The sequence below is a fragment of the Sphingobium sp. 15-1 genome, assembly GCF_013375535.1.
In the GTDB taxonomy this organism is placed as follows: Bacteria; Pseudomonadota; Alphaproteobacteria; order Sphingomonadales; family Sphingomonadaceae; genus Sphingobium; species Sphingobium aromaticivastans.
This window is the reverse complement of record NZ_JABXJG010000003.1, coordinates 378,547-391,124: the sequence shown is the minus strand read 5'-3', so window position 1 is coordinate 391,124 and position 12,578 is coordinate 378,547. Positions and strand designations below refer to the sequence as shown.

The window sequence follows — 12,578 nt, the reverse complement described above, 5'->3', positions numbered from 1 at the left end:
CGTCCTCCTTGCTTATCGCTTGCACGCGAAAAGGTCTCGGCCGATAATCTGCTTCATAACTTCTGCCGCGCCACCGGCAATGCGTGCAATGCGCGCATCGATGAAAGCGCGCGCAATTGGATATTCCGTCATATAGCCGTAGCCACCGAAGAATTGCAGGCACTCGTTTACGACCTTGTTGTGGAGGTCGGTCACCAGCAGCTTCACCTTGGCGGCATCGACGGGGCTGAGTTCGCCCTTTAGGTGGCTGGCAATGCACCAGTCAGTGAATACACGCAACGCCGTGGTTTCCGCTGACAGCTGCGCGAGCACAAACTGGGTATTCTGGAAGTCCGATATAGTATGCCCAAAGGCCCTGCGTTCGGCCGTATAATCGACCGTCCACTGAATCGCCGCTTCACAGACGCAAATGCTGCGGATCGCCTGTGTCAGGCGTTCTTGCGACAATTTCGTCATCAGCATCGAAAACCCTGCGCCTTCGTTACCAAGACGGTTGGCGATCGGCACGCGCATGTCGGAAAAGAAAAGTTCGGACGTATCCTGCGCTTTCAAGCCGATCTTTTCAAGATTTCGGCCGCGCTCAAACCCAGGGGTGTCGGCAGGCGACAGAATGATGCTTACCCCCCTCGCCCCCGCTGAAACGTCCGTCTTACACGCCACCAGCGCAAAGTCGCAATTCTGGCCGTTCGAAATATAGGTTTTCTGACCATTAATCAGATAAGCTTCGCCCTGGTCATCTTCCACGTGAGCCGCGCGTGTGCGGAGCGCCTTTAGATCGCTTCCTGCGTTTGGCTCGGTCATGGCGACAGCACCGATAGCCTCTCCAGTGACCATACGCGGCAACCATGTCTGCTTGAGTTCTTCCGATCCCCAAGCCAGAATATAAGGCGCGACCATTTCGGAATGCACCATGAAGCCAGGACCCGACATGCCCGCTTTAGCCAGTTCCTCAATGACAACAACGTTGAAGAGCCAGTCCGCACCCGGGCCGCCATAGCTTTCCGGCACGTCGCAGCAAAGTATCCCCGCCGCGCCGGCCTTAAGCCACACCTCGCGCGGAACCCGCTGCGCCTTCTCCCAATCGGCATGATAGGGAATCATTTCAGTCTCGACGAAGCTCCGCACCATATCGCGAAACATTTCATGATCGGTAGAAAACAGCGTCCGGTTCATGAGCCAAGCCCCGGGATCGAGATTGCGGCGATGGGATGTCCAAAACAGTTGAGACCGGCAGCGATCTGACATGGAACCTGCCCGCCGGCATCATAGAACCCGTCGAGCACATCTTTGACGGCCCGCCCCTCTTCGAAGATGAACAGGTCCCCCATCGTGGCGAGTTCTGTGACCGAAAAGCAATCATGCACTTCGATCAGACCCAGCTGAGTCGTGGGATCGGTGATGCCGGCTTCCTTATTGGCGCGCACCACAGCGTTGCGGGTGTTACGCACATGACTACCATCCCAGACGTTAATCTGCGACCCGATGCCGGAACTGATCAAGAGCTGGATCGACTTGACCGTGACGAGATCCTTCATGCCGAGCGTGCGCGCGATTTCCTGCGTCGTGAGGATCGCACAGGCCGCTTCGTTTGAAACGCTGGAACAATGCGCATCCGACAAAGCCGGATGGCGCGGCGTGCAATCACGCATCAGGGGACGCCGAGGGGAATTTGGCCGGGCGTTTTTCGATGAAGGCGCGAACTCCTTCCTCGAAATCCGCGGTGCCGACCGCCTCTACGATGGCGTCGCGTTCCGCCTGCAACTGAAGCGCATCCGACTGCAATCCGCTCGTAGCGAGCAGTTGCTTGGCCTGACGCACAGCACCCGCCGGCGCACGTGCAAACCGGCGGGCCTGAGCGTCCGCCTCCGTCGCCAGATCAGCCGCAGCCACAACCCTTGAAGCGAGACCTATCCGCAGAGCCTCTTCCGATCCGACACGCGCTGCCGTCAGGATCAACTCAGCGGCGCGGCGATGACCCACCACACGCGGCAGCAACAGACTGACTCCGCCGTCAGGCGGCAAGCCGACCCGCTGATGCGAGAAGAGGAAATTCACCGTTTCATCAACCAGCACATAATCCGCGCCCAGGGCGAACATCAGTCCTGCGCCAGCGACCGCGCCCTGACATGCCGCCACGACCGGCACCGGCACCGCCAGATAGGCTTCCACCATCGACCGGACCGCATTGAGGCGTCCCGAAAAATCGGTTCGCCGAGCGCCGACAGGCTGCTCCAGAGAGCGCATAAAACTCTGCACATCTCCGCCCGCCGAGAAATGCGCGCCTTCGCCTCGTACCAGCAGGGCCCTTATCGAAGGATTGCCAGAGATCGAGGCGAAAAGCTCCGTCAAGGTCGGCACGGCCGCCTGCGGAATGGCATTGCCCTGCGCGGGCCGATTGAATCTCAGCGTGAGAACTCCATCGTCCCGGTCGACGAGATAGGGCGCGGCGTCGCTCATGGGATCAGAAGGGGTCCCAAGTGAATACGTGCGACGAGATATCAAGGGGGTAGAAGTTCGGCTTCATCGCAGGCAGCGCATGACTGACGATGGTTTCAGGTGTCCAGCCTTCGGATGCCTGCGCTGTGCGGATCGGCCGGGGCTGGCTGAACAGAATCGTCTCGTTCATCCGAGAAGAGAAAATCTGCCCGGTGACGTCGGCGGCGCCATCGCTGATCAGGCCGCAAACCAGCGGCGCGATCTTATCCGGCGTCATGCGCTTGGCAATTTCCAGCCGCTTGCGGTTCGCTTCGTCATTAGCCGGAATCGTTCCAACCATACGGGTGAAGGCGAAGGGCGCAATGCAGTTCGAACGCACGTTGAACCGCTTCATGTCGATAGCGATCGACTTGGACAAGCCAGCAACACCCAGCTTGGCGGCGGAATAGTTCGCCTGGCCCATATTTCCGATCAGGCCGCTGGTGGATGTCATGTGCACGAATGCGCCGCTGCCCTGCTCCTTGAAATAAGGCGCGGCAGCGCGTGATACGTAGAAATAGCCGTCCAGGTTAACCGAGCGAACCAGATCCCAGTCTTCCTTAGTCATCTTGTGGAAGATGACGTCACGGAGGATTCCGGCGTTATTGACGACCGCGTCAATGCGACCGAATGCCTTGATTGCGTCCTGGATGATTTCTTCGGCGCTTTCCCATCCGGCGATCGAATGGAAGCTGGGCGCAGCGATGCCGCCCGCTGCCGTGATCTCGTCCACCACGCGCTGCGCCGGCGCGCTGTCCGCGCCGCCGCCGGCAGCACTGCCGCCAAGATCGTTAACCAGCACGCTGGCGCCGCTGGCCGCCGCCAGCTTCGCGATTTCCGCCCCGACGCCATTGCCGGCGCCGGTGACGATGACGACCTTGCCGGCCAGAATCTCTGATTGAGCCATTTTCACCCTGTCCAAATTCCAAGCCTTACCGAATACAGTTTCAGTAGATAGTGTCAATATACTATTTTGCGTCAGCGGCAGTAATATTGGCGACCGCACGGTCGATGACGATCAGGTCGCGCTCAACCGAGCGGCACCTGAAACGCACCACGTCACCGTCAGGAAAAAATTCGACACGGATGGTTTCCCCCGGGTAGACCGGCTTGCTGAACCGCACGTTCATGGCGCGTAGACGTGCCGGATCGCCGCCGCACATCGCGCTGATGACTGCACGCGCCGCCAGTCCCATGGTGCATAGGCCATGCAGGATGGGCCGATCGAACCCCGCCTTGCGCGCCACCGAAGGACTTGCATGGATGGGATTGAGGTCGCCGCTGAGGCGATAGACAAGAGCGATCTGGGGCATCGTCGCAATATCCGTCACGGACGCGGGTTCGCCTTCGGGAAGCGGCGCGAGCGGAGGACCCGCATCGCCGAAGCCGCCCTGCCCGCCGTCGCCGCGAAGGAACAGAGTCTGCTTCACGGTCGCGTAGAGCGTACCGGTATCGCGATCGAAAAGACGCTTCTGCATCTTCATGATCGCGCCCTTTTCCGCGCCTTTATCCTCCACGCTGACGACCGCATATTCCCCGCGCATCTGGCCCTCGGCTGGGATGGGGGAATGGATCTCGAACGCCTGTTCCGCATGCAGCACCTTCACCCAGTCGATGCCGAGTTCAGGCCGATCGATCCAGAAGCCGGGATGCGCGATGGTGTTGCACATCGAGGGGACGGCCTTGAGCCCCTTTTCATACACGAACGCAAGCTGGTCCTCATTCACCGGATCGCTGCCGTAGCCGAGCCCCAGCGCATAAAGAATGGTGTCTTTTGCGTCATAATCATGGCTTTTGTCGTCGAGTTTGAATTGCTGCAAAATGTCCAGGTTCACGTCGTCATTCTCCCCGCTACCTTCGATGTTGACTTGGCTTATACCATCTAGGATTTAGGTACAAGAATAGAGCGCCCTTTGTGACCGTCCGCTTCGCCCAGCCTTGGGACACGAATGGGATTAAGGAGAAGCCGCTGCGACAAATGAGTTCGACAGGAGAGCTATCATGGCGACGCATCAGACCTATTGCCGTAACTGCGCCGCAGCCTGCGGCCTGCTGGTAGCCGAAGAGGCAGGCGTGATCCAGGACATCCGGGGTGACAAGGCGCATCCGGTGTCGCAAGGCTATTTTTGCATCAAGGGGATGGCAACGCGGGATCTTCACAATGGCGAGGATCGGCTGCATGGAAGCCTGCGCCGCAATGACGAGGGAACATTCGACCCCATCGACACGGAGGTGGCGCTGGACGAGATCGGGCACAAGCTTAGCGGAATTATCGCGGAATATGGGGCTGAAGCAGTCGCGGTCTATTGCGGCACCGGAGCCAGTTGCAACGTCCTGACGCTTCCGGCGGCGAAGGGCTGGCTGAGCGCGCTCGGCTCTCCCTATTTCTTTTCCAGCATGACCGTGGATCAGTCGGCCAAATGGGTGACGGCAGGACGGATGGGCATGTTTCCCACCGGCAAGCACAAACTTCCCCACGCCGACGTGCTGATGATCGTCGGGTCAAATCCCGCAGCATCCCACGCCTGCTACGGGATGCCCTCGGCCAACCCCATCAAGCAGGTCCGGGATGCGCAGCGCAACGGCACGACCTTCATCGTCGTGGACCCCCGCGCGACCGAACTGGCGCGTGCGGCCGATCTTCACTTGGCGGTGCGGCCGGGACAGGATTCGGCGCTGTTCGCCGGATTGATTCGGATCATATTGAGTGAAGGGCTGGAGAATAAAGCCTTTTGCGCTCGGTTCACGACGTCGGTCGACCGGCTACGTGCTGCGGTAGAGCCATTCACGCCCGACCATGTCGCCGGCCGAACGGGTATTTCCGTTGAAGCGCTTCATCGCGCCGCTCGCCTGTTCGCGCAAGCCAAACGGCAGTCGGTTCTGACCGGGACCGGTTCGGCAATGGCGCTGAACTCCAACCTGTCGGAGCATCTGATCGAGGCGATGAATGCCCTGTGCGGCGGTTACCGCACGGCGGGAGAACCGCTGGGCAACACCGGCTATTATGGCAATATGGCGACCCGTGAAACCGTCGTCCCGCCGCGGCGCAGCTGGGAATCGGGACCTAAATTGCGGTCGGTCGACATCGGACCGCTGGGTGGCGAATATCCCACCTCGCGCCTGCCGGCCGAGATTGCGGGCGGGCCGGACGGGCGCATCCGCGCGCTGATCCATGTCGGCGGCAATCTGGTCAAGGCGCTGCCGGAACCCGATCGCACGATCCCGATGCTGCGCGACCTCGACCTGTTCGTGTCCCTGGACGTGCGCGAGAACGCGACGGGCCGGCTGGCCGACTACCAGATCGCCACGACCGCCCCCTATGAGCATCATGATTTCAACCTGGCCCTCGAATATATGTTGACGACGACCTTTGCTCAGGTTGCAGAGCCGTTCATGCAGCGGCCGGCCGGGGTGATCGACGACTGGGAGTTTTTTCGCGGCCTAGCGCAGCGCATGGGCATGACGCTGCCGATGCGCCGCCCGATCTACGGCATGGCGCATCGCGACATTCCCGGCCCGGAACTGACCATCACCGGCGACATGACCGGCGAGGACCTGATGCGCTGGCTGGCGGAGGGCGGGCGTAGCAACTATGATACGCTGCGGGCCCATCCAGGCGGCATACACTTCACCGACGCGGTCGCCACGGTCGAGCCTGCCGGGGATGATGACGGCGCCCGGCTCGATCTGTGTCCGGTCGATGTCGAAGCCGAAATCGCCGCGATGCTGGGGGATCGGGACGACGTCACCGGCTATCCCTATCGAGTGATCACGCGCCGCCTGATCGACACGTTGAACAGCGCATATACGCAAGCGTCGAAGACTCGGCGGCGCTTTCCGACCAACCCCATTTATATGAACGAGGCGGACATGGCCGGGTTAGATGTGGCGGAAGGGGGTCTCGTCAGGCTGACCGCCCGGAACGGTGGCGTGGTCATAGGACGCGTGCGCAAGGACAGGGGGTTGCAGCCCGGCGTCATTTCCATGAGTCATGGATGGGGCGAGCCGTTGGTTTCGGGCGAACAGGATAGCGACAGCTTTTCCGGGCGCCTGGTGTCGCTGGATCAGGATCTGGAGCCTATCAATTTCATGCCGCGACAAAGCTCCGTTCCAGTGCAGGCGCGTAGGCATGATGGCTGAGCCGCACGCGTCGCGAGGCAAAAGCATGAACGAAGCATAGAATAAACAGCGAAAAACACTGTTTCGATACCGAAACGACCTGGTTGAGCCGGAGCGTGGGCCGAGGTGATCGGACGATCAGGTGTAGAGCGCCCGGTTCAGGCGAACCAGATAGTCGGTGCTGGGATCGCGCTCGCCCGTCCCGCTCATCCTTTCCATGGCGGCGGCGAAGGCGATATCGCGCCGCTTGGGCAGGCGTTCGACCTCTGCGGCGGCGAGCGCTGCGGGCATTTCTTCGCGCGTGAGATCGGTGCAATAGGCCGGCGCTCCGGGCTGCTGCCGCCAGCTGTCCTTCAGGGGGCCAGCATCGACCGCGTCGAGTCCGCTATCCTCCACCAGTTGCATGCCGATCGCGCGGTCCCGATCATTATCCCCGGCGACGGGGATCGCGATGCGGCCCGGACTGCCGGCGGGCTTGCCAAAGCGGGCAAAGGAATCGGAACCGATGGCGTTCCACGCCTTGACGACCGTGCGGCCCAGCGTTTCGGCCACCCACAGGCTTTCCACCTGGCCGTTGTCGATGGCGGCGATGCGGCCGTCGCGCACGGGATAATAATTGGACGTGTCGATCACGACCGTGTCGGCCGGCAGGGCCGCGACTTGCGCCGCGATGTCGGGCAGGCGCAGCAGGGGTATGGACAGGATGACGACGTCCACGTCCTGCAGGGCCTCTTCCGTGGTGACCGCCCGTCCGCCATGCGCCAATATGTCCGCCTCGATCGACTGCGGGCCGCGCGAATTGGCGACCTTCACGTCATGACCGGCCGCGCTCAAAGTCAAAACCAGCGTCTTGCCGATATGGCCCGTACCTAAAATGCCGATCTTCATCCAAATGCTCCTTCACTATAACAGGTGATATTCCGGCCGGATCACGGCCGGGGAGAGGCAGCGCGCCCCCCTTTGCAGAGCCATGCGGCGACCGGCGCTCTCCGTAAACGCGGTGCGGCATTGCGCCCGGACGCCAGATCGCGACCGGCCTGTGGTCCACGAATATCTAGCAGTCTAGATACTAGTGAAAGTGAAGAGAAGTCAATCGATCCTGCCTCTCGCGATCCCCGGGAGCTACGGCTTTTTCCGGGAGTCGAGGATTTTGGTGCGCGGACGGCTGGATATGTGGTCGCGACTGATGTAGTCGCTCGTTCAGAGGACTTAGGCCCTAGCGGCGGAATCGTGCGGCAAGCGCAAACGGCTGCAATGGGCGCCTTGGCTGAATGGAAGACGAGGAAATCACATGAACGAGGCACAAACTTCGGTCAGTCATCGATCGGAGATCCAGGATTGGACTGTCGGGCAGCTGTTGGACCGGGCGGTGCAGGAAGCCGGGGACGCCATCGCAATTAAGGACGGCGACCTGGCCTGGACCTATTCGCAGCTGCGCACCGATTCGCGACGGATGGCCCGGTTCCTCCTGCGCCACTTCAAGCAGGGCGACCATATCGCAATCTGGGCTTCGAACAGCGCGCCCTGGGTCTTCTACCAGATGGCCGCCGCGCAGGCCGGCCTCATCCTCGTGACGCTCAATCCCGCCCTGCGCAATGCCGAGATCGAATCGCTGTTGCGGCAGAGCCAGTCGGTCGGCTTGATCGCCGACTGCGAACATCGCGGCACGTCGCTGACGGCCATCATCGAGATGGTTCGCCCCTCACTCCCCACGCTGCATACGGTGCTGCATACCGCCGACTGGCGCGATCATATGGATGACGACGGCAGCGCGATCGCAGGCGTGAACGTGACGCCGGACGATACGGCGCTCATCCTCTACACATCAGGCACTACGGGGTTGCCCAAGGGCGTCAAGCTGCACCATCGCGGCATTGTCAACAATGCGTTGATCGGATCGGAACTGTACCAGCTGGAGGATGGCGCGCGCTGGCTGGGCCTGATGCCGTTTTTCCACATCGGCGGTTCGGTGACCACGATCCTGGGCTGCATATCCCGGTTCGGCACCCACGTCATATTGCGCGCGTTCGAGCCCGGCGAGGTGCTGCGCCTGATCCAAAAGGAACAGGTCGCCTGGTTCCCGTGCGTGCCCACCATGGCGATCGCGATGTTGGAACATGCCGATTTCGCCACCACCGACCTGTCATCGCTGGAAGTCATCCAGACCGGCGGCACTACCGTCGCACCGGAATTCATCCGGCGGCTGCGGGACAGTTTCCACGCGGATGTCCAGGTCATGTTCGGCCAGACCGAGGCCGGCGGCGTGATGTGCAAGTCGCTGCGCGGCGCGCCGGTCGAGATCGTGGCCGAGACCGTGGGTAAACCCTACCCCTATACCGAACTGAAAATCTCCGACGCCGTGACCGGTGAGACGCTGGGCGCGGGTCAGATCGGCGAGATCCGCATCCGCAGTCCCTATATGACCAAGGGCTATTTCGACAATCCGGTCGCGACCGAGGCGGCGTTCGACCAGGAGGGCTTCTTGCGGACCGGAGACCTGGGAACGCAGGACGAGGAAGGGTATGTCCGGGTGACTGGACGGCTCAAAGAAATGATCATCCGCGGCGGCGAGAATATCTATCCGCGCGAGATCGAGGACCGGTTGGGCGATTTTGCCGGTATAGCCGAATGCGCCGTGATCGGCGTGCCCAACGAACGATGGGGCGAAGAGGTCGCGGTCGCGATCCGCTGCCATGCCGGCACGACGATCGACGTCGAAGAGGCCCGCGCCTTCCTGCTCGACCGGATCGCCCGCCACAAAGTGCCCAAACTATGGCGGCTCGTGGACGAATTCCCGCGCACGCCTTCGGGCAAGATCCAGAAGTTCGAATTGGTGAAGCTGTTCACCGAGGCCGAAACGGCGTCCTGACGCCGTGACGTTGGCGCGCCTGCCGGCGCGGGGAGATCCGCTCACGGGAATGGCCGCATCCATTCCTGACCTTTGTGCGATGAGCTGGTAGCCGGACCGGCCCACCGATACCGGCGGAGCATCCCGAAGCCGCGCTAAGTGGCGCAGCCGCGATGTGCGGCTGCGCCTCGTCTGGTTCAGCGGGTGATGAACGGGTTGGTGTCGCCAAATTTATGGGCAGACGATGTGCCCACAGGGAAGGCGTCGAAAATAGCGCGATCCTTGTTCATGCCGCTATACCATTCCATCTGGACGGGCTCAGTGCAGCATTCCAGCAGCTTGCGGTTGTTTTCCTGGAATTCCGGTACGTTGCGCAGTTCCTGCGCCACCTCTTCATCCCAGGAGGCGAAAACGACGAACTCATTGGGATCACGCGCCCAGCCCTGAAAGGCAAAGGTGCAGCCGCGATAGTAGAAGGGCTTTGCCTCTTCGCAAACCTGTTCGAACAGCTGGAGGAATTCCTCGCGGCGGGCGGGATCGACCTTCCAGTGGACGCCGAACAGATTGCGATCGCGGGTAAAGGGGGATTTTTCGGTCATGGGACAAGCTCTCCTTCTTCAATGCTGGTGGACGGCGCAGCCGTTCCAAGTTTTCCCTATCCTGTCGGGGGAATGCAATCACAACTGCAGTGGCAGGCGATCGCCACACCGCCGATCCCCTGGACGAGGAACGGAGGAACGGACGAGCCGCCGCCTGCGGGTAGGACGTAGTATCCTGCCCCCTAAACCTTCGCCGGTCAACGCCGCGCGTGCAGCAGTTTCGATGCGCCTCTTCCGCGGCACCGTCCTACCCTGCGAATGTGCGTCGGGGCCGCCTCATTCATCATCCTCTGCATCGGCGACCAGGCCGGGAAATGTGCGCAGATAGCCCAGAAACTCGTCCCCCGTTCCTTCCTGGCGCAGATGCGCGACGCCCACCGGCTGCGGCGGAGAGACATAGGCAGGGTCCCGCCGCACGCGTTCGGGAAAGTCATGGCGCAGGATGGCGGCGCGGCCGATGGTCACGAAATCGCAACCCGCTTCGATCACGCTGGCGGCGGTGGCGGCGTCCATGATCTTCCCCGCCGCGCCAAGCCTGACGTTGCCGCGCGGCAGATCGGTGAAGTAGCTGAGCAGCGAGCGCCCTTGATAGGCCCCCTCATGCGGTTCCTTCGTCACGTCCCACAGCGACATGTCAAGATAGTCGATCTGCCCCTTCTGCATGATGTCGACGGCAAGATCGCGCACCTCTGCCAGCCGCATCCCGAACCGTTCCGGCGACAGGCGCAGGCCAACCTGGAAGTCGGGCCGGCAGCGGCGGCGGATGCCGTCGATGACTTCGAGCATGAGGCGTGAGCGGTTCTCGAAACTGCCGCCGTAGCGATCGTCACGCCGGTTGATGGTGGGCGAAAGGAACTGGGCAAGGATGTAGCCATGCGCGCCATGGATCTGGACGCCGTCGAAGCCGGCCTTTTCCGCCCGCAGCGCGGCGGAGATGAAATCCTCCCGCAGCTGCTCCACCTCTTCCAGCGTCAAGGCGCGGGCGCCATTGCGTTCGCTGTCGGACGGAGCGACGGGCGTGCCGATCAGAGCGCGGTCGGCGCGTTCTCCCCCATGATAGAGTTGAACCGCCGATAAGGCGCCCTGTTCGCGCAGGCTGCGGGCCAAGTGGGTGAGACCGTCGATATGTTCGTCGCCGAAAATGCCCAATTGCCCGGTATAGCCCGTTCCGACCAGCTGGACCGGCGCGGCGGCCGTCATGACGAGGGCGAAACCGCCTGCCGCCCGCATCGTCAGCCAGGCGATCTCCGTGTCCGAAAGACGGCCGTCGGCATGGCTTTCCTGATTGGTGACCGGGGCCAGCATGAGCCGGTTCTTGAGCGCGGGCCCACGCGCCAGGGGGACGGGATCGAAAATAGTGGCGGCCGACATGCTGTTCTCCTGTACCGGACGAGCCGGATCGCAAACCTGCTCGATAGAAATAAATTTGACCGGGATCTGGCCGAGCCGGGCCGGGCTGACACGCAACCGACCGGCGCGGACCCCATGCTAAAGCGGCTGGTCGGGGTGCTCCCGATAATAGGCGACCATCTCCGCGATCCCCGCACGTACGCCATAATCGGGTATGAAGCGCAAATCTTCAAGCGCGCGCGCGCCATCCACATTCGGCGGAAAGGCCGAGCCGAAAGGCGGCCGAGGATCCCGGACGATCCGCGCGTCGGGCACGACATCTTCGATCAAGGCGATGAAATCCGCTTCCGAAAAGACCGCTTCGGTAGGGGTGTTGTAAAGCCACCGTTCGCCGGGCGGCGACAAGGTGGCGTCGACGCACAGTTTCGCCTGGTCCCTGTTGTATATGATCTGGAGGCCGTTTTTCGACCAGGCAGGAAAGCTGGACGGCTGGCCCAGCGCAGCCTGATAGATGATCCGGTTATAATTCGCGCCCCAGCTGCCCGTCAGCTTGCCGAGCCCAAAGGCGAAGGCCGGCCGGATGCAGCGGATGTCCAAGCCCCGTTCGCGATAGATGCCGCTCATCAACTCGCCATAATATTTGCTGGCGCCATAAGGCGTGGTCGGCGCGATGCGGTAATCTTCATCGAGCAGGCGGCCATCATAGTCGGGCATGGTGCCGATGGCGGCGATTGAGCTGGTCCAGCAGACGCTGCTGACCCCATGGCGCAGCGCCGCGTCGAAGATGTTGGCCGTGCCGAGGCAATTCACATCCAGCGCCTTGATCGGGTCGGACATGGAGGCCGGACCCAAAAACGCCGCCAGATGGAGGATATGGTCGATGTGGTGCGACGCAACGACGTCATCGATATGGGCCGCATCGACGATGTCGCCTTCGATCACGGTGGCGCCGGGAGCGACGGCGTTCAGCATTTCCGTGTCGCCCGCCCGGTCGTAGACGACGACATCATGACCGCGATCGATGAACTGGGCGACCGCGTACATCCCGATGTTGCCGGTGCCGCCCGTTACCAATATATGCGCCAAATCGCTGCCTCCACCGCCTGCCCCGGCTCTGGCGCGAGGGGCGCCAAATCGAAAATGTTTGACTTTCTCCTTTAGGTCCTACAACCTATTTAGCAGTGATG

At 61.9% G+C, this 12,578-nt stretch carries 11 protein-coding genes; 2 read left to right on the top strand and 9 right to left on the bottom strand.

All coding sequences use genetic code 11. From position 1 onward, the window contains the following. Positions 1 to 12: 12 nt before the first annotated feature. Genes HUK72_RS24820 through HUK72_RS24800 form a run of 5 tightly spaced genes read right to left on the bottom strand, consistent with a single transcriptional unit; the run spans position 13 to position 4,310 of the window. Positions 13 to 1,173, bottom strand: a complete 1,161-nt coding sequence (locus tag HUK72_RS24820; protein WP_218036280.1) for an acyl-CoA dehydrogenase family protein — start codon at positions 1,171 to 1,173, stop codon at positions 13 to 15. After that, complete coding sequence (locus tag HUK72_RS24815; protein ID WP_176599180.1) at positions 1,170 to 1,649, bottom strand: hypothetical protein; 480 nt, start codon at positions 1,647 to 1,649, stop codon at positions 1,170 to 1,172. Before HUK72_RS24815 ends, HUK72_RS24820 begins: the two co-directional genes overlap by 4 nt. Beyond that, positions 1,642 to 2,457: an enoyl-CoA hydratase/isomerase family protein gene (locus HUK72_RS24810; RefSeq protein WP_176599179.1), complete on the bottom strand. Its 816-nt coding sequence runs from the start codon at positions 2,455 to 2,457 to the stop codon at positions 1,642 to 1,644. Before HUK72_RS24810 ends, HUK72_RS24815 begins: the two co-directional genes overlap by 8 nt. A gap of 4 nt (positions 2,458 to 2,461) precedes the next feature. Further along, entirely contained in the window at positions 2,462 to 3,388 is a 927-nt protein-coding gene (locus tag HUK72_RS24805) for an SDR family NAD(P)-dependent oxidoreductase (protein ID WP_369806085.1), read from the bottom strand. A 55-nt stretch (positions 3,389 to 3,443) separates the two neighbouring features. Then, a complete protein-coding gene (locus tag HUK72_RS24800) occupies positions 3,444 to 4,310 on the bottom strand; it encodes a MaoC/PaaZ C-terminal domain-containing protein (RefSeq protein WP_176599177.1) in 867 nt (288 codons plus the stop codon). Between the two features lie 166 nt (positions 4,311 to 4,476). On the opposite strand from HUK72_RS24800, the gene HUK72_RS24795 reads away from it, so the two are divergent. Then, entirely contained in the window at positions 4,477 to 6,615 is a 2,139-nt protein-coding gene (locus tag HUK72_RS24795) for a molybdopterin-dependent oxidoreductase (protein WP_176599176.1), read from the top strand. Between the two features lie 117 nt (positions 6,616 to 6,732). Here HUK72_RS24795 and HUK72_RS24790 read toward each other — a convergent pair whose 3' ends face one another. Next, a complete protein-coding gene (locus HUK72_RS24790; protein ID WP_176599175.1) occupies positions 6,733 to 7,482 on the bottom strand; it encodes an NADPH-dependent F420 reductase in 750 nt (249 codons plus the stop codon). Between the two features lie 403 nt (positions 7,483 to 7,885). On the opposite strand from HUK72_RS24790, the gene HUK72_RS24785 reads away from it, so the two are divergent. Next, entirely contained in the window at positions 7,886 to 9,463 is a 1,578-nt protein-coding gene (locus tag HUK72_RS24785; RefSeq protein ID WP_176599174.1) for a class I adenylate-forming enzyme family protein, read from the top strand. A 176-nt stretch (positions 9,464 to 9,639) separates the two neighbouring features. Here HUK72_RS24785 and HUK72_RS24780 read toward each other — a convergent pair whose 3' ends face one another. The 3 genes from HUK72_RS24780 to HUK72_RS24770 form a co-directional block, all read right to left on the bottom strand. Further along, entirely contained in the window at positions 9,640 to 10,041 is a 402-nt protein-coding gene (locus HUK72_RS24780) for a putative quinol monooxygenase (RefSeq protein ID WP_176599173.1), read from the bottom strand. A gap of 276 nt (positions 10,042 to 10,317) precedes the next feature. Further along, the gene (locus HUK72_RS24775; RefSeq protein ID WP_176599172.1) at positions 10,318 to 11,412 is read right to left on the bottom strand and encodes an NADH:flavin oxidoreductase; all 1,095 of its coding nucleotides are present in this window, start codon (positions 11,410 to 11,412) and stop codon (positions 10,318 to 10,320) included. A gap of 117 nt (positions 11,413 to 11,529) precedes the next feature. Beyond that, positions 11,530 to 12,477, bottom strand: coding sequence for an NAD(P)-dependent oxidoreductase (locus HUK72_RS24770; RefSeq protein WP_176599171.1), 948 nt, complete (start codon positions 12,475 to 12,477; stop codon positions 11,530 to 11,532). Positions 12,478 to 12,578 lie beyond the last annotated feature (101 nt).

Coding starts and splice junctions, on each gene's coding strand:
- HUK72_RS24815 (WP_176599180.1), bottom strand. CDS start 1,649: ATGCGTGATTGCACGCCGCGCCATCCGGCTTTGTCGGATGCGCATTGT.
- HUK72_RS24780 (WP_176599173.1), bottom strand. CDS start 10,041: ATGACCGAAAAATCCCCCTTTACCCGCGATCGCAATCTGTTCGGCGTC.
- HUK72_RS24820 (WP_218036280.1), bottom strand. CDS start 1,173: ATGAACCGGACGCTGTTTTCTACCGATCATGAAATGTTTCGCGATATG.
- HUK72_RS24790 (WP_176599175.1), bottom strand. CDS start 7,482: ATGAAGATCGGCATTTTAGGTACGGGCCATATCGGCAAGACGCTGGTT.
- HUK72_RS24795 (WP_176599176.1), top strand. CDS start 4,477: ATGGCGACGCATCAGACCTATTGCCGTAACTGCGCCGCAGCCTGCGGC.
- HUK72_RS24775 (WP_176599172.1), bottom strand. CDS start 11,412: ATGTCGGCCGCCACTATTTTCGATCCCGTCCCCCTGGCGCGTGGGCCC.
- HUK72_RS24810 (WP_176599179.1), bottom strand. CDS start 2,457: ATGAGCGACGCCGCGCCCTATCTCGTCGACCGGGACGATGGAGTTCTC.
- HUK72_RS24785 (WP_176599174.1), top strand. CDS start 7,886: ATGAACGAGGCACAAACTTCGGTCAGTCATCGATCGGAGATCCAGGAT.